Source organism: Streptomyces sp. NPDC002588 (genome assembly GCF_040295925.1).
GTDB lineage: Bacteria > Actinomycetota > Actinomycetes > Streptomycetales > Streptomycetaceae > Streptomyces.
On sequence record NZ_JBEOWF010000043.1, the window covers coordinates 16,166 to 31,888 of the forward strand.

Annotated in this window: 14 protein-coding genes; 10 read left to right on the forward strand and 4 right to left on the reverse strand. The window is 71.7% G+C overall.

Annotation, left to right across the window (positions count from 1 at the left end):
* Nucleotides 1-171: 171 nt before the first annotated feature.
* Nucleotides 172-453 (reverse strand): Lrp/AsnC family transcriptional regulator, encoded by a 282-nt coding sequence (locus ABT057_RS37365; protein ID WP_089101146.1) that lies wholly within the window; start codon nucleotides 451-453, stop codon nucleotides 172-174.
* Complete coding sequence (locus ABT057_RS37370) at nucleotides 450-1,154, reverse strand: rhomboid family intramembrane serine protease (RefSeq protein WP_352348350.1); 705 nt, start codon at nucleotides 1,152-1,154, stop codon at nucleotides 450-452. The genes ABT057_RS37365 and ABT057_RS37370 overlap by 4 nt, the downstream gene beginning before the upstream one ends.
* Before the next feature lie 167 nt (nucleotides 1,155-1,321).
* On the opposite strand from ABT057_RS37370, the gene ABT057_RS37375 reads away from it, so the two are divergent.
* The 5 genes from ABT057_RS37375 to ABT057_RS37395 all read left to right on the forward strand — a co-directional run bounded on the left by ABT057_RS37375 (nucleotide 1,322) and on the right by ABT057_RS37395 (nucleotide 6,718).
* Nucleotides 1,322-1,561 carry a hypothetical protein gene (locus tag ABT057_RS37375; RefSeq protein WP_352348351.1) on the forward strand — a complete coding sequence of 80 codons (240 nt, stop codon included), beginning with the start codon at nucleotides 1,322-1,324 and terminating at the stop codon, nucleotides 1,559-1,561.
* 35 nt (nucleotides 1,562-1,596) lie between these two features.
* Nucleotides 1,597-2,940 carry an NYN domain-containing protein gene (locus tag ABT057_RS37380; RefSeq protein ID WP_352348352.1) on the forward strand — a complete coding sequence of 448 codons (1,344 nt, stop codon included), beginning with the start codon at nucleotides 1,597-1,599 and terminating at the stop codon, nucleotides 2,938-2,940.
* Between the two features lie 223 nt (nucleotides 2,941-3,163).
* Entirely contained in the window at nucleotides 3,164-4,204 is a 1,041-nt protein-coding gene (locus tag ABT057_RS37385) for a C40 family peptidase (RefSeq protein ID WP_352348353.1), read from the forward strand.
* Nucleotides 4,205-4,435: 231 nt separating this feature from the next.
* Nucleotides 4,436-5,452, forward strand: coding sequence for a C40 family peptidase (locus ABT057_RS37390; RefSeq protein ID WP_352348354.1), 1,017 nt, complete (start codon nucleotides 4,436-4,438; stop codon nucleotides 5,450-5,452).
* A 39-nt stretch (nucleotides 5,453-5,491) separates the two neighbouring features.
* The gene (locus ABT057_RS37395) at nucleotides 5,492-6,718 is read left to right on the forward strand and encodes a hypothetical protein (protein ID WP_352348355.1); all 1,227 of its coding nucleotides are present in this window, start codon (nucleotides 5,492-5,494) and stop codon (nucleotides 6,716-6,718) included.
* 93 nt (nucleotides 6,719-6,811) lie between these two features.
* Here ABT057_RS37395 and ABT057_RS37400 read toward each other — a convergent pair whose 3' ends face one another.
* Complete coding sequence (locus ABT057_RS37400) at nucleotides 6,812-8,047, reverse strand: glycosyltransferase 87 family protein (protein ID WP_352348356.1); 1,236 nt, start codon at nucleotides 8,045-8,047, stop codon at nucleotides 6,812-6,814.
* Between the two features lie 86 nt (nucleotides 8,048-8,133).
* Between ABT057_RS37400 and ABT057_RS37405 the strand changes: the two genes are divergently transcribed.
* Together ABT057_RS37405 and ABT057_RS37410 are read left to right on the forward strand one after the other, a co-directional pair.
* Complete coding sequence (locus ABT057_RS37405) at nucleotides 8,134-9,276, forward strand: glycosyltransferase family 4 protein (protein ID WP_352348357.1); 1,143 nt, start codon at nucleotides 8,134-8,136, stop codon at nucleotides 9,274-9,276.
* A gap of 53 nt (nucleotides 9,277-9,329) precedes the next feature.
* The gene (locus ABT057_RS37410; RefSeq protein ID WP_502974029.1) at nucleotides 9,330-10,961 is read left to right on the forward strand and encodes a GMC oxidoreductase; all 1,632 of its coding nucleotides are present in this window, start codon (nucleotides 9,330-9,332) and stop codon (nucleotides 10,959-10,961) included.
* Nucleotides 10,962-10,978: 17 nt separating this feature from the next.
* Here the strand turns inward: ABT057_RS37410 and ABT057_RS37415 are convergent, their stop codons facing one another.
* Complete coding sequence (locus tag ABT057_RS37415; protein WP_352348358.1) at nucleotides 10,979-12,775, reverse strand: AMP-dependent synthetase/ligase; 1,797 nt, start codon at nucleotides 12,773-12,775, stop codon at nucleotides 10,979-10,981.
* A 314-nt stretch (nucleotides 12,776-13,089) separates the two neighbouring features.
* On the opposite strand from ABT057_RS37415, the gene ABT057_RS37420 reads away from it, so the two are divergent.
* The 3 genes from ABT057_RS37420 (at nucleotide 13,090) to ABT057_RS37430 (ending at nucleotide 15,577) form a co-directional block, all read left to right on the forward strand.
* Nucleotides 13,090-13,845 (forward strand): metallophosphoesterase family protein, encoded by a 756-nt coding sequence (locus ABT057_RS37420; RefSeq protein WP_352348420.1) that lies wholly within the window; start codon nucleotides 13,090-13,092, stop codon nucleotides 13,843-13,845.
* Nucleotides 13,846-13,925: 80 nt separating this feature from the next.
* Nucleotides 13,926-14,378, forward strand: a complete 453-nt coding sequence (locus tag ABT057_RS37425; RefSeq protein ID WP_352348359.1) for an SRPBCC family protein — start codon at nucleotides 13,926-13,928, stop codon at nucleotides 14,376-14,378.
* 32 nt (nucleotides 14,379-14,410) lie between these two features.
* Nucleotides 14,411-15,577, forward strand: coding sequence for an ArsA family ATPase (locus ABT057_RS37430; protein ID WP_352348360.1), 1,167 nt, complete (start codon nucleotides 14,411-14,413; stop codon nucleotides 15,575-15,577).
* The last annotated feature ends 146 nt before the right edge of the window (nucleotides 15,578-15,723 follow it).

The following is a 15,723-nucleotide window of genomic DNA, read 5'->3' on the forward strand; positions in this document are numbered from 1 at the left end:
GCTGTGACCGGAAAGGTTCACCGGGTCGCGACGCCCGGCACGGCGCCTCGCCGCGTTGTCGCATCACCCGAGTACATCCAGTACACGGGTCATGCTCCGCCTTGCGATGCACCGCACCGGACGCCGCGAGCTATCCGGCAAACCTTTCCGGTCACAGCACTAGCCAGGGCGCTAGCTGTCGAGGCCGATCGCGAACGCCGCCTCCAGGTCGTGCTGGGAGTAGGTGCGGAACGCGACATGCGTGTCGGTCGCCTCGACGCCCGGGATCTTGCTGATGCTGCCGGGGATGACCTCGGCGAGGTCCTCGTGCTGCTTGACCCGGACCATCGCGATCAGGTCGTAGGTGCCCGTCACGGAGAACACCTCGCTGACGGAGTCCAGCGCGGCGATCCGCTCCGCGATCTCGGGGATCCGGTCCACGCTGGTCTTGATGAGGACGATCGCGGTGATCACGGCTGGTTCTCTCCCTGGGGGGCCGGAGCTGGGGCGCCCTTCACTCTAGTGGTACGGCCGAAACGGGCCCACGCGTAGCCGAAGCCCAGCCCGAAGCCCACCAGGTGCGCCAGATAGGCCACCCCGGGCCCCTGGGAGGCCTGCCCCACCGCGATCCACTGGAGCGCCGCCCAGAACGGCAGCACCACCCAGGCGGGGAACCGCAGCGGCAGGAAGAACAGGAACGGCAGAAGACTGGTCACGCGGGCCCGGGGGAACAGGTACAGGAACGCGCCGAGGACGGCCGAGATCGCCCCGGAGGCGCCCACCAGCGACTGCGGGGAGTCCGCGTGGGCGGCGGCGTACCCCAGCAGGGCCAGAGAGCCGCAGCCGACGTAGAAGAGCGTGAAGTGCAGGCGGCCCATCCGGTCCTCGGTCATCGCCCCGAAGACGTAGAGGAACAGCATGTTCCCCAGGAGGTGCACCCAGCTGCCGTGGACGAACAGGGCCGTGACCGGGGACAGGGCGGCTCGTGCCGAGCCCGCGAAGAGTTCCGCGGGGACGACGCCCCAGTGGCGGAAACAGGCCCGCTGGGCGGCGAGCAGCTCGTCGCCGGTGCCGTAGGCCGGATTGAGCCCCGAGGCCGGGCCGGTCACGAAGACCAGACAGCACACGCCGATCAGTCCGTATGTCACCGGCGCCGAAAGACGCTTACCGATCATGAGCACAGAGTGTGACGCAATCGGACGCACCGGGACGTACCGCCTCGCCGCCGACCGGCCCCTGGAACGGATGGGCGGCGAGTACGCGCCAGGCCGTAGGGTTACGAGCCACACGCTCCGGGTAGTCCGGGGCGTCACGGACACTGGAAGGAAGGCTGGCAGCCGCGATGACCGTTCCCCTGCCGACCGCGACCACGCGGTGGCGCTGCACCCTCTGCGGCAACCTCACCCGGTTCGACGTGACGCGCTCGTCGAAGGTCGTCGAGTACGTCCACCTCGACCTCGCCGGTGAGCCCAGCGTGGAGGAGCGCGAGGTGGTCAGTGAGACCATCGAGTCGGTGCGGTGCCGCTGGTGCAACGCCGTGGATCAGGTGGAACTCGTGGATCGGCCGGGCGCCGGCTCCTGAGGGAGCGGGCCCCGCACAGCATTGGGGTGTGACGGATGGTGGAGAGCTCAGGCGGGGGGCCGGGCGACGGCGCCGCTGAGGTGCTCGACCGTCCGCTGCCCGACGGCGTGCGCCGCCGGGTCGTGCAGATCGTCTCCGACGGCTTCGGCGGGCTGACCGTCGGCGAACTTCCCGCCCAGCTGAGGCAGTACGCCCGGTTCGCCCCGAACCGCCGCGCCAAGTTCGCGGGCAACGCGATGGCGGCGGCGCTGGAGACCGATCCGCTGTTCCGGCAGCGCATCGCGGAGAAGTTCAGAGAAGTCCAGCCGGAGCTGTCCGGCGCTCTCGACTCCGGTTCGCCGACCCCGGCCGCGGACCCGCTCGACGTGGCGGCCGCGGCCTACGTACTGCGGCCCACCGGCTGGGTGAAGCTGGTGACCGCGGCCGGCGAGGAGGCGCAGCGGGCGGACGCCGAGCGCGCGGACGAAGAGAACCGTGCCGAGTTGGAGCGGCTGCGCGAGGAGCTCGCGCACGCGCGCGAGCAGACCCGTGCGGACACCGAGCGGCTGCGCACCGAACTGGACGCGGCGAAGAAGGAAGCGGAATCCCTTCACCGCAAGCTGCGTTCGGCCCTCAGCGACGTCAAGCGCGGTGAGGCCGCGCTGCGCAAGGTGCAGAGCGAGATCGAGGCGGTACGGGCCGACGGGCAGGCCCAGGTGTCGGCCGCCGAGAGTGAGTCGCGGCGGCTGAAGGCCCGTCTCGGGGAGGCCGAGGCCGCCTTGGAGGCCACCCGGCGTGCGGCCCGCGAGGGGCGCAGCGTCGAGGACATGCGGGTACGGCTGCTGCTGGACACCGTACTCGACGCGGCGCAGGGGCTGCGGCGCGAACTGGCGTTGCCCCCGGTATCGGTGCGCCCGGCGGAGACCGTGGACGCGGTCGAACCGGGGCGGATGACCCCGAAGGACATCGCCGCGCGCGCCCTGTCGGAGCACGATCCGGCCATTCTCGACCAGTTGCTCGCGCTGCCGCAGGCGCATCTCGTGGTCGACGGCTACAACGTCACCAAGACCGGCTATCCGCAGATGCCGCTGGAGAAGCAGCGGCTGCGGCTGCTCGGCCAGCTCTCGGCGCTCGCGGCGCAGACCGGCGCCGAGGTCACCTGTGTGTTCGACGGCGCCGAGCTGGCCGCTCCGGTGCTGCTCGCGCCGCCGCGCGGGGTGCGGGTGCTGTTCTCCAAGCCGGGTGTCACGGCCGACGAGCTGATCCGCCAGCTGGTGCGCGCCGAGCCGCCGGGCAGGCCAGTCATCGTCGCCTCCACCGACCGTGAGGTCGCCGACGGGGTCGCCAAGGCCGGGGCCCGGCCCGTGGCCTCCGTGGTGCTTCTGAAACGACTGTCCTGAGGTCTGCCGGGATGTCGAAGTTGCAGGTTTAATGACCGAATTGGCGGTATCGTCACGCAACGTAGCGTCAACCGGGCATCACGGCACGTGAGTTAAGTGAAAAAACTGCGTTGCGTGACGTGATTTTTGTGCCTGGGGATTTGAACTGATCACAGCGAGGTCACTAAGGTCTGGTGCTCGAACCTCCACACGGGTGATCACTCAAAAGAAGGAGCCCGTCTCCGTGGCGTCCCACCGTCGACCGAAGCAGCCGAGCCGCACGCGCGTCACTCTGCTGACCACCGCAGCAGCCGCTGCCGTCGCCCTGAGCTCCCAGGCCGCCAACGCGGCACCTGGCGAGAAGCTCACCAAGGACGAGGTGAAGGCCAAGGTCGACAAGCTCTACGAGGAGCAGGAGCAGGCCTCCGAGAAGCTCAACGGGGCCGAGGCGAAGCAGGAGAAGCTCCAGAAGGAGATCTCCACCATCCAGGACAACGTCGCCCGTGGGCAGGCGGATCTCAACGAGCTGCGCGACTCCATGGGCCTGGCGGCCGCGGCCCAGTACCGCACCGGCAGCATCGACTCCTCCCTGCAGCTCTTCCTGTCGTCCGACCCGGACGACTACCTGGACAAGGCGTCCACCGCCGACCAGCTCAGCGCCCAGCAGGTCGAGGCGCTGAAGAAGATCCAGGAGAAGCAGCGCGAGCTCGCCCAGGAGCGCGCCGAGGCCGCCGAGAAGCTCAAGGACCTCGCCTCCGCCCGCACCGAGCTGGCCAAGCAGAAGAAGATCGCCCAGACCAAGCTGGCCGAGGCGCGGCAGCTCTACAACACCCTGACCGCCAAGGAGAAGCAGGCGCTCGCCGCCGAGCAGGACCGCGCCAACCGGTCCTCCGCCGAGCGTGTCGACCTCGGCAACACCGGCTCCGCCTCCAGCCGGGCCGCCGCCGCCTTCGCCGCGGCCAAGACGAGGCTCGGCATGCCGTACGTCTACAGCGCCTCCGGCCCCACCACCTTCGACTGCTCGGGCCTGACCTCCTGGTCCTACGCCCAGGCCGGCGTCTCCATACCGCGCACCTCCGAGTCGCAGGCCACCATAGGCACGAAGATCTACTCCGTCAGCGACCTGAAGGTCGGTGACCTGGTGTTCTTCTTCAACGACCTGCACCACGTCGGCCTCTACGCGGGCAACGGCCAGATCCTGCACGCCCCGCGCACCGGCACCGTCGTCCGGTACGAGTCGATGAGCACGATCGGCGGCCCGTTCATGTTCGGCGTCCGCGTCTGACGCTCGCGCCGGAGGGGTCCCCCACCCCCGCGGGTCCGTTCCAAGATCAGGACACGCGACCGCCCGAACGGGCGAATTACGACAACTCGAAGTGACCCCGCGCCCCGTCGGTGACCTGCGTCAGCGGCGGGGCGCCCCTGTGCGCGCCCCCCGGAGGTCTTTGGCCACCACCTGGACACGGGGCTACTGTCTGCCGCGTTTCGTCAGCCAGTGGAAGGAGCGCGGCTTTCCGTGGGGTCCCATCGCCGCCTTGCACCGTCCGGGTCCGACCGGGGCGTAGGCCGCGCCCTGTGCGCGCTGTCCGCCGCGGCCACCGCCCTCGTGTCCGCCGTACCGGCCGCGGCCGCGCCGCACGACGACACCCGGGCCGAGGTGGACCGGCTCTACGAGGAGGCGGAGAAAGCCACCGAGGCCTTCAACAAGGCCGAGGAACGCGCCGACGACCTGCGCGGGGAAGTGGGCGACGCGCAGGACCGGATCGCCCGGCAGCAGGGGCGCATCAACGACCTGCGTGAGCGGCTCGGCGCGCTGGCCGGCGCCCAGTACCGGGCGGGCGGCCTCGACCCCGCCCTGGCGCTGCTGTTCTCCGACGACCCGGACGACTACCTCGCCAAGGCGGCCACCCTCGACCGGATCACCCTCCATCAGGCCGAGGAGCTCAAGGACCTCCAGGGCGCGATGCGCGTGCTCGCCCAGGAGCGCACCGAGGCCACCGGCAAGCTCGCCGCGCTGGAGAAGAGCCGCAAGGCCGTCTTCCGGCACAAGCGGACCGTGGAGCGGAAACTCGCCCGCGCCCGACAGTTGCTCAACGCCCTGTCGACCGCCGAACGCGCCGCCTACGACCGGGCCACCCGCTCCGGCCGTTCCGGCCTGCCCGACCTCGCCGGTGCCGTCCCCGCCTCGGGCCGGGCGGCCGCCGCGCTCGCCGCGGCCCGCTCCGCGCTCGGCAAGCCGTACGTCTGGGGCGCGAACGGCCCCTCCGGCTTCGACTGCTCGGGGCTGATGCAGTGGTCGTACGCGCGGGCCGGGGTGTCCCTGCCGCGCACCTCGCAGGCCCAGGCGCACGCCGGCCGCCGCGTCCCGCTCTCCCAGGCCCAGCCGGGCGACATCGTCACCTACCGCTCCGACGCCAGCCACGTCGGCATGTACGTCGGCAACGGCCAGGTCATCCACGCCCCCTACCCGGGCGCGCCGGTGCGCTACGACCCGGTCGGGATGATGCCGGTGTCATCGGTGACCAGGCCCTGACCGGGACCCCTCGGGGCGGGCCACCGTACGATCTGGGGGATGGCTGATCGTGGGCGGGTGCGTGGATCCGGGGTCCTCGGGCTCTGTCTGCTGCTCGTCTCACTGCTCGTGGCCCTGGCCGGCTGCGGCGGGCGCCCGACGGCCGACACCGCCGGGGCCGAGGTCCAGCGGGTGCTGGACCGGCGGGCGGCCGCCGTCCTCGCCCACGACTCCCGGGCCTACGCCGCCACCGGTACGACGGCCGGGTACGCGAACCTCGCTGCAGTCCCGCTGGCCGCCTGGTCCTACCGGGTCACCGCCGTCCGCCGTGCGGGCGACTCCGCCACCGCCGAGGCCACGCTGAGCTACCGCGTCGAGGGCTACGACCGGGCCCCGGTGACCGCGGCCCGCACCCTGCGCCTGACCCGGGACTCCGGCGGAGGCTGGTCGGTGGCCTCCGAGCGGCCCGCGCAGCAGGCCGGCGAGCAGCTGTGGGACCAGGGAGCGGTGAGCGCCGTACGGGGCGTGCACAGCCTGGTGCTGGGGGTCGGGCAGCCGGCGGCCAGGCTCCGCTCCTTCGCGGACCTCGCCGACCGCGCGGTCCCGGAGGTGTCGGCGGCCTGGGGCACGGACTGGGCGGGACACGTCGTCGTCCTCGTGCCGGGGTCGCTCCAGGCCATGGCGGGGCTGCTGGGCTCGCCCGCCTCCTCCTACCGGGGGATCGCCGCGGTCACCACCGGCGAGACCGGCGGCGAGACCGGCGGCGAGACCGGTGGCGGGGCACGGACGCCGGCCGACCGGGTGGTCGTCAACCCGGAGGCGTACGCCCAGCTCGGCTCGCTCGGCCGGCAGGTCGTCCTCACGCACGAGACCACCCACGTCGCCACCCGCGCCCACACGAACGCGGCCACCCCGCTGTGGCTGTCCGAGGGATACGCCGACTGGGTCGGCTACCGCGGCACCGGCCGCACCCCGCGGCAGGTGGCCCCCGAACTCCGCGGAGCCGTCGCCGGGGGAGACGTCCCGGCGGCGCTCCCCACCGACAGCGCCTTCGGCTTCTCCGCCGACCCGACCCGCCTCGCCCAGGCGTACGAGGGCGGCTGGCTGGCCTGCCGGATGATCGCCGACCGCTGGGGCGAGACGAAACTGAACGCCTTCTACCGGTCCGTCGCCACCCACCGGAATCGTGCGGGAGCGGTGGAGACCGCGCTGAGCACCGTGCTGGGCACGTCCCTGCCGGACTTCACCGCGGCCTGGCGGACCTACCTGAAGACTCGGCTCGGCTGAGTCGGCCGCGCGATCGCCTCGCCCGTCGCCGCGGGCGCCGGCGCCCGCGAGGGGCGTGCGGTGTACGGCGGTGGGGGTGGGGGTGGGGCTGCGTCAGGAGGCGGGGGTGCGTTCGTGGGTGAGGGTGGGCTGATCGGGGAGGGAGGCCGGGACGGGCCGGGGGGCCGTCGATTGCCACAGCCGGGCGGCTGCCGTGAGGGCGGCGGTGAGCAGGAGGCCGTTGCGCAGGAGGAGGAGGGTGATGCCGAGAGGGGTGCTGTCGACGACGTCCGCGAAGAACACGGGGAACTCCAGGACCGTCAGGGGGCAGGCGGCCAGGACCAGTGCTGCGGGGCCGGTCATGCGGGTCGCGCGGAAGCAGAGGCAGACCGCCGCGAGGCCGACCAGCCACACCAGGTACTGGGGGCTGATCACCCGGCTGGTGACCGTGAACAGCAGGACGGCCGTGAACGCCGCGTCGGCGAGGGTGTGCGGGGCGAAGCGTTTCGCAGTCAGGCGCCACAGCAGCAGCCAGCCGAAGGCGAGGGCGGTCAGGAACAGGGCCGCGTCGCTCACCACGGCCACGTACGGGCCGAGGAACTCCACCGAGCCGTAGTTCAGCAGCACCTCGCCCCGCCAGCCGAACCAGCGGGCCGTGTGGAAGACGAGCGCGCCCAGCGACTCCACCTCGGTGCCCCGGTCCCGCTGGAAGGTGAGGAAGGCGAAGGCGCCCGGCACGGTGAGCGCGAAGAGGGCGGACAGTACGGCGGCCGTCAGCGCGGCCGCGGTCCAGGAGCGGCGGCGTGCCGCTCCCGCAAGGAGGAGGACCGGCCAGACCTTCAGCATGGCCGCCAGGCCCGTCAGCGCGCCCATCGCCCGGGGATGCCGGGCACCCGCGACCAGCGCGGCCACGGCCACCGCGGTCACCATCACGTCGTAGCGGGCGTAGACCGTCGGGCCGAGCAGCGGCACGCCCGCCACCCACAGCCAGGCGCCGCGCGGCGAGCGGCCGGGGCGCAGACCCGACGAGAGCAGCAGCGTCAGGACGGCCAGGTCCGCCAGGAAGGCCAGGACGAAGAAGGCCTGCGCGTAGGAGAGGAAGGGAAGGAGGGCGGGGGAGAGGATCGCGAGGGCGGCGGCGGGCGGGTACTGCCAGGTGACGTCGGCCCGCGGAAACGTGCCGGTGCGCAGGACGTCGTACCAGCCCTGGTAGATCGACGACACGTCGGTCGTGACGTCAGGGCCGGGGAAGACGAACACCTTGAAGACGAAGAGCAGCAGGACGAGCCGGGTCACGCCCCAGGTCGTGAGCAGCGGGGTCAGGGGTGACCCCGGGGCCTTCGTCGTCATGCGGCCATGATCCCCCCGTCGGCTGTGAGGCGCGGCCCCGCGCGGCTGTGAGTGGCGTTTGGATAAGGTCGGCTGCGATGGCCGCTATGCACAAGACCCTGATCGTGACGAACGACTTCCCGCCCCGCCCCGGCGGTATCCAGGCGTTCCTGCACAACATGGCGCTCCGGCTCGACCCGGACCGCCTGGTCGTCTACGCCTCCACCTGGAAGCGGTCCCGGGAGGGCATCGAGGCGACCGCCGCCTTCGACGCCGAGCAGCCCTTCACCGTCGTACGGGACTCCACGACCATGCTGCTGCCCACGCCCGGGGCGACCCGGCGGGCCGTAGGGCTGCTGCGGGAGCACGGGTGCACGTCGGTGTGGTTCGGGGCGGCCGCGCCGCTCGGCCTGATGGCACCCGCGCTGCGCCGGGCCGGTGCCCGGCGGCTGGTGGCGACCACCCACGGGCACGAGGCCGGCTGGGCGCAGCTGCCCGCCTCCCGGCAGCTGCTCGGCCGGATCGGGGAGACCACCGACACGATCACCTACCTCGGTGAGTACACGCGTTCGCGGATCGCGCCCGCGCTCGGTCCCGCGGCGGCCGGGCGGATGGTGCAGCTGCCGCCGGGCGTCGACGAGAAGACCTTCCACCCCAGCTCCGGCGGCGACGAGGTGCGGGCACGGCTCGGACTGACCGGCCGGCCGGTGGTGGTGTGCGTCTCGCGGCTGGTGCCGCGCAAGGGGCAGGACACGCTGATCCTGGCCATGCCGCGGATCCTGGCCGCCGAGCCGGACGCCGTCCTGCTGATCGTCGGGGGCGGGCCGTACGAGAAGGACCTGCGGCGGCTCGCGCAGGAGACCGGGGTCGCGGGGGCGGTGCGCTTCACCGGCGCCGTGCCGTGGTCCGAGCTGCCCGCGCACTACGGCGCAGGGGACGTCTTCGCGATGCCCTGCCGGACGCGGCGCGGCGGGCTGGACGTCGAGGGGCTCGGGATCGTCTACCTGGAGGCGTCCGCGACCGGCCTGCCCGTCGTCGCCGGGGACTCCGGCGGCGCGCCCGACGCCGTGCTCGACGGGGAGACCGGATGGGTCGTGCCGGGCGGCTCCCCTGCCGACGCCGCCGAGCGGATCGTGGTGCTGCTGCAGGACGCCGGGCTGCGCCGCCGGATGGGGGAGCGGGGGCGGCAGTGGGTGGAGGAGAAGTGGCGCTGGGATCTCCTCGCGGAGCGGCTGAAGACGTTGCTCTAGACTTTTCCCCTTTTGGTCTGGCCTATTGACGGCAATCAGCTGATGCTGCGCACATGACAGCCAAACTGATGCAGCGTCAGCTGACGAGACGTCACATCCTTGGTATGGCCGCCCTCCAGACGGCGGCCACCCTCGGCTTCACCCGCGTGGGACTCAAGTCGGCCCAGGCGGACGAGCCCGCCGCGGTCGAGTCCGCGCCCGCGATCGTCGTCGGCTCCGGCTACGGCGCCTCCGTCGCCGCCCTCCGCCTCGGCCAGGCCGGCATCCGCACCCTCGTCATCGAGATGGGCCGGCTGTGGAACACCACCGGCTCCGACGGAAAGGTCTTCTGCAACACCGCCAACCCCGACCAGCGCTCCATGTGGTTCAAGACCCGTACCGAGGCGCCGCTCGCCACCTTCCTGTGGCTGGACGTCGTCAACAAGGACATCAACCCCTACCCAGGGGCCCTGGACCGGGTGCACTTCGACAACATGTCCGTCTTCGTCGGCCGCGGCGTGGGCGGCGGCTCCCTGGTCAACGGCTCGATGGCGGTCACCCCGCTGCAGTCCTACTTCGCCGAGCAGTTCCCCACGGTGGACGCCACGGAGATGTACAGCACGTACTTCCCGCGCGCCCGCGCCATGCTCGGCGTCAACACGATCGACCCCGCCTGGTTCGAATCGACCGAGTGGTACCAGTTCACCCGGGTCTCGCGGAAGCACGCCGCCAACACCGGTCTCAAGACCACCTTCGTGCCCAGCGTCTACGACTTCGGCTACATGCAGCGCGAGGCCGCCGGCACCGCCACCAAGTCGGCCCTCGGGCAGGAGGTCATCTACGGCAACAACTACGGCAAGAAGAGCCTCGACAAGACATATCTGGCGGCCGCGCTCGGCACCGGGAACGTCACCATCCACACCATGGAGAAGGTCCGCGGGATCAGCCGGGCGAGCGACGGCAGCTGGGTTCTCACCGCCGACCGCATCGACGACACCGGCGCGGTCGTCGAGACCAAGCAGTACGGCTGCACCTACCTCTTCCTCGGCGGCGGCAGCCTGGGGACCAGCGAACTCCTGGTCAGGGCACGGCAGACGGGCACGCTCCCGGCACTGGACGCGAGCGTCGGGACCGGCTGGGGGCCCAACGGCAACGTGATGCTCGGGCGGGCCAACCACCTGTGGGACACGGTCGGCGCCAACCAGTCGACCATGCCGGTGATGGGCATCGACGACTGGGCCAACACCGACAACCCCGTCTTCGCGGAGATAGCCCCGCTGCCGACGGGCCTCGAGCACTGGGTCAGCCTCTATCTGGCGATCACCAAGAACCCGCAGCGCGCCGCGTTCTCGTACGCCAACAACGCCCTGAGCCTCAACTGGAGCGCCGCGCAGAGCTCGGTCTCCTCCGGCATGGCGAAGAAGCTGTTCGACCGGATCAACTCGGCGAACTCGACGATCTACCGGTCCGACCTCTTCGGCTCCCCCAGCAAGGTCTTCGCCGACGACTTCACCTACCACCCGCTCGGCGGCTGCGTGCTGGGGAAGGCGACCGACAGCTACGGGCGCGTGAAGGGGTATTCGAAGCTGTACGTCACCGACGGCTCACTGGTGCCCGGCAACATCGGGGTGAACCCGTTCGTCACCATCACCGCGCTCGCCGAACGCACGATGGCGCGGGTCCTCGCCGAGGACACCGCGCCATGACCTTCGTACTCGGGTGACTACTTGGCGTAGATCGCCTCGATCTCCGCCGCGTAGTCCTTCGCCACCACGTTGCGCTTGAGCTTCAGCGACGGCGTGAGGTGGCCCGAGTCCTCCGTGAACTGGGAGGAGAGAACACGGAACTTCCGCACAGACTCCGCCTTCGACACCGCGGCGTTGCCGTCGTCGACCGCCGACTGGATCGCGGCCAGCAGGTCCGGGTCCCGGTTCAGCGACGCCGCGGTGGATCCCTCCGGCTTGCCGTGCTCGGCCGCCCAACGGCCGAGGAACTCCTCGTCGATGGTGATCAGCGCGCCCACGAACGGCCGCCCGTCGCCCACCACCATGCACTCCGCGACCAGGGCGTGCGCCCGGATCCGGTCCTCGATCACGGCCGGGGCGACGTTCTTGCCGCCCGCGGTGACGATGATCTCCTTCTTGCGGCCGGTGATCCGGAGGTAGCCGTCCTCGTCGAGGGTGCCGATGTCACCGGTGTGGAACCAGCCGTCGGCCAGCGCCTCGGCCGTCGCACCCGGGTTGTTCCAGTACTCCTTGAACAGGTGCTCGCCGTGCAGCAGCACCTCGCCGTCGTCCGCGATCCGCACCACCGAGCCCGGCAGCGGCTGCCCGACCGTACCGATCTTCTGCCGGTCCCACGGGTTGAAGGCGGTCGCCGCACAGGACTCGGTCAGCCCGTAGCCCTCCAGGACCGTGAAGCCGATACCGCGGAAGAAGTGGCCGAGCCGCTCGCCCAGCGGGGCGCCGCCGGAGATCGCGTATTCGCCCTTGCCGCCCAGCACCGCGCGCAGCTTGCTGTAGACCAGCTTGTCGAACACCCTGTGCTTGATCTTCAGCCCGAGCGGCGGGCCCGACGGCAGCTCCAGCGCCTTGCTGTAGGCGATCGCGGTGTCCGCCGCCTTGTCGAAGATCGCGCCCTTGCCGTCGGCCTGCGCCTTGGCCCGCGCCGAGTTGTAGACCTTCTCGAAGACGCGCGGCACGCCCAGGATCAGCGTGGGGCGGAACGACGCCAGCTCGTCCGTGAGGTTCTTGATGTCCGGGACCATGCCCAGCTTGATCGGCGCCATCATCGGGGCGATCTGCACCAGCCGGCCGAAGACGTGGGCGAGCGGCAGGAACAGCAGCACGCTGCACTCGCCGGTGCGGAACAGCGGGCGCAGCCGCTCGACGACGTTCCCGCACTCGGCGAAGAAGCTGCGGTGGGTGAGCACACAGCCCTTGGGCCGGCCCGTCGTGCCCGAGGTGTACACGATGGTCGCCGGGTCGTCGGCCTTGGCGAGCGAGCTGCGCTCCTCGACCGCCCGGTCGGAGACGTCCTTGCCGAGCCGCCCGAGCTCCTCGACGCCACCGTCCTCGATCTGGAAGACGTGCTTCAGCGCGGGCAGCGAGTCCCGCACCGACTCGACGGCGGCGCCGTGGCCGTCCAGCTCGACGATCACGGCGGTCGCGCCCGAGTCGGAGAGGATCCACTGCACCTGCTCGGCGGAGCTGGTCTCGTACACCGGCACGGTCACCGCGCCCGCGCTCCAGATCGCGAAGTCGAGCAGCGTCCACTCGTAGCGGGTGCGCGACATCAGGCCGACCCGGTCGCCCGGCTGGACACCGGAGGCGATGAGGCCCTTGGCGGCGGCGTGCACCTCGGCCAGGAAGGCCTTCGCGGTCACGTCCTGCCACCCGCCGCCGGCCTTGCGGGCGATGACGGCGACGTCGGGATGCTGCGCGGCGTTTCTGCGGACGATGTCGGTCAGATTGCCGTCCGCAGGGACCTCGTACAAAGCCGGAAGGCTGAACTCGCGCAAGACTGCTGCTCCTCATAGGGCGCCGGCGCCACGACGTTGTGTGCTGCGACGGTGCGGTCCAAGGCTCGGGCTGCGCTCAGGGCTTCGATCGTTGAATCTCTGAGCACGTCTGGACTGCCCGGACGTTACCCGCCGGTATGGCTTCTTCGACAGGGGGGTACGGAGAGATGTTCGCCGCGTCACACGGATGGTGTTCCGGCCCGACAGTAGTCCACCCCTTTACTGACTGGCCAGTAACCGCTATTCCCGTCGGCACTGTTCACGTATGCCCCACACGCCTACTCTTGATCGTCATGGCATCCACACGCATCCATGTGGTCAGCGATGTGCACGGCAACGCCCGCGACCTGGCCCTGGCCGGGGAAGGTGCCGATGCTCTGATCTGTCTGGGTGACCTCGTCCTCTTCCTGGACTACGCAGACCACTCCCGCGGCATCTTCCCCGACCTCTTCGGCGCGGAGAACGCCGACCGGCTCGTCGAACTGCGCACCGCCCGCCGCTTCGAGGAGGCCCGCGAGTTCGGCGCCCGCCTGTGGGGCGGGATCGGCGGGGACCGGGCCGCGCTGATCGAGAAGGCCGTGCGCAAGCAGTACACCGAACTGTTCGCCGCCTTCCCGACCCCGACCTACGCCACCTACGGCAATGTCGACATGCCGGCTCTGTGGCCCGAGTACGCGGGCGAGGGCACGACCGTCCTCGACGGTCAGCGGGTGGAGATCGGCGGCCGGGTCTTCGGCTTCGTCGGCGGCGGCCTGCGCACCCCCATGCGCACCCCCTACGAGATCAGCGACGAGGAGTACGCGGCGAAGATCGAGGCCGTCGGCGAGGTCGACGTCCTGTGCACCCACATCCCGCCAGAGGTCCCCGAACTCGTCTACGACACCGTGGCGCGCCGTTTCGAACGCGGCAGCCGCGCCCTCCTGGACGCGATCCGCCGCACCCGCCCCCGCTACTCCCTCTTCGGCCACGTCCACCAGCCGCTGGCCCGGCGGATGCGGATCGGGGCGACCGAGTGCGTGAACGTGGGGCACTTCGCGGGGAGCGGCAGGCCGTGGGCGCTGGAGTGGTGAAGTCGCCCGGTTGAGCGCGCGGTAGCCTTCACGCTGCACACACGTACCTTTACGGGCCCGTATCCGGAGGAGTCACGGCGATGGCGGAACACACCAGCTCGAGCATCACGATCGAGGCGGCCCCGGCCGACGTCATGGCCGTGATCGCGGACTTCGCCCGCTACCCGGACTGGACCGGCGAGGTGAAGCAGGCGGAGGTCCTCAAGGAGGACGCCCAGGGCCGGGCCGAGCAGGTCCGTCTCGTCATGGACGCCGGCGCCATCAAGGACGACCAGGTCCTCGGCTACACCTGGACCGGCGAGCACGAGGTGTCCTGGACCCTGGTCAAGTCCCAGATGCTCCGTCAGCTCGACGGTTCCTACCTCCTCAAGGCGGCAGGCGCGGGCGCCACCGAGGTGACCTACCAGCTGACGGTCGACGTCAAGATCCCGATGCTGGGCATGATCAAGCGCAAGGCGGAGAAGGTCATCATCGACCGGGCGCTGGCGGGCCTGAAGAAGCGCGTGGAGTCTGGGGGTAAGCAGCCGTCCTGACGGCGGTCCCGCCTCCGTTACGGTTCACCCCCATGCGCACCATCCTGATCACCGGCCCCGGCGGCAGCGGCCGTACCACCGTCGCCGCCGCCACCGCCCTCGCCGCCGCCCGCGAGGGAACCCGCACCCTCGTCCTCAGCACCGACCGCACCGACACCCTCGGCGCCGCGCTCGGCATGCGCACGGGCGCCGAACCGGTCCGGGTCGCGGAGGGCCTCTCCGCCTGGCGCCCGGACGCCACCGCCGGTTTCCGAGACGACCTCGCCGGTTTCCAGGAGCGTGCCTCCACCGTCCTCGACCTGCTCGGCGCCTCCCGGCTGGACCCCGAGGAGGTCACCCCGCTGCCCGGCGCCGAGGAGCTGACCCTGCTGCGCGCCCTGCGGGACGCCGCCCTCGCCGAGGCGCACGACCTGCTCGTCGTCGACCTGCCGCCCACCGCCGAGGCCCTCGCCCTGCTCGCCCTCCCCGAGGAACTGCGCCGCTATCTGCGCCGGCTCCTTCCGCCGGAACGGCAGGCCGCACGCGCCCTGCGCCCCGTCCTGGGCCGCCTGGCGGGGGTGCCGATGCCCGCCGAGTGGCTGTACGAGACGACCGCCCGCTGGGACGTGGAGCTGGCCGCCGTGGAGGCGGTCCTCGCCGACCGCGACACCGTCGTACGGCTCGTCGCCGAGCCCGGCCCGGCCGGCGCCGACGCGGTCCGCGACGCCCGTCTCGGCCTCGCCCTGCGCGCCCTGCCGGTCGAGTCGCTCGTCGCCAACCGGGTCCTGCCGGAGACGGCCGCCGACGGCGGCTGGGCGGACCGGCTGGTCACCCAGCAGCGCAAGGTCCTGGGGGAGTGGGGCGCGGCGGCCCGACCGGTCGCCCACCTGGGCCACGACCCCCGGGGCGCCGACGACCTGACCGCCCTCGCCGTCCCCGGCGTCAACACGGCGACCTCCCCGGTCGGGTGGCCCGTGGCCGACCGGCTCGCGCAGGACGGCGTGTTCGTCTGGGAGATCCCGTTGCCCGGCGCCATACGCGACGAGCTGGACCTCGTCCGGCGCGGCGACGAACTCGTCCTCACCGCGGGGCCGTTCCGCCGGATCGTGCCGCTGCCCTCGGCCCTGCGCCGGTGCACGGTGGACGGCGCCGCCCTCCGCGACGGAGGGCTGGGCATCCGGTTCGCGCCGGATCCGGGGCTGTGGCCGCAGGCACGGTGAAGCTGTGGCCGCGGACACGGTGCACTCGGCCGCGGACACGGTGAACGACGTACCGCCGTTCGGGTAACGTCGTAGGGACGAGCCGTAATCAGACGTGCCGCCTCCGACGAGCCCGCCGTACCCGGTCCCGTCGGACGTCCGCCAGG

What these genes read in the sequence shown, in the direction of transcription:
- ABT057_RS37370 (WP_352348350.1), bottom strand. Translation starts at nt 1,154, where the DNA reads ATGATCGGTAAGCGTCTTTCGGCGCCGGTGACATACGGACTGATCGGC.
- ABT057_RS37375 (WP_352348351.1), top strand. Translation starts at nt 1,322, where the DNA reads ATGACCGTTCCCCTGCCGACCGCGACCACGCGGTGGCGCTGCACCCTC.
- ABT057_RS37380 (WP_352348352.1), top strand. Translation starts at nt 1,597, where the DNA reads ATGGTGGAGAGCTCAGGCGGGGGGCCGGGCGACGGCGCCGCTGAGGTG.
- ABT057_RS37395 (WP_352348355.1), top strand. Translation starts at nt 5,492, where the DNA reads ATGGCTGATCGTGGGCGGGTGCGTGGATCCGGGGTCCTCGGGCTCTGT.
- ABT057_RS37400 (WP_352348356.1), bottom strand. Translation starts at nt 8,047, where the DNA reads ATGACGACGAAGGCCCCGGGGTCACCCCTGACCCCGCTGCTCACGACC.
- ABT057_RS37405 (WP_352348357.1), top strand. Translation starts at nt 8,134, where the DNA reads ATGCACAAGACCCTGATCGTGACGAACGACTTCCCGCCCCGCCCCGGC.
- ABT057_RS37410 (WP_502974029.1), top strand. Translation starts at nt 9,330, where the DNA reads ATGACAGCCAAACTGATGCAGCGTCAGCTGACGAGACGTCACATCCTT.
- ABT057_RS37425 (WP_352348359.1), top strand. Translation starts at nt 13,926, where the DNA reads ATGGCGGAACACACCAGCTCGAGCATCACGATCGAGGCGGCCCCGGCC.
- ABT057_RS37430 (WP_352348360.1), top strand. Translation starts at nt 14,411, where the DNA reads ATGCGCACCATCCTGATCACCGGCCCCGGCGGCAGCGGCCGTACCACC.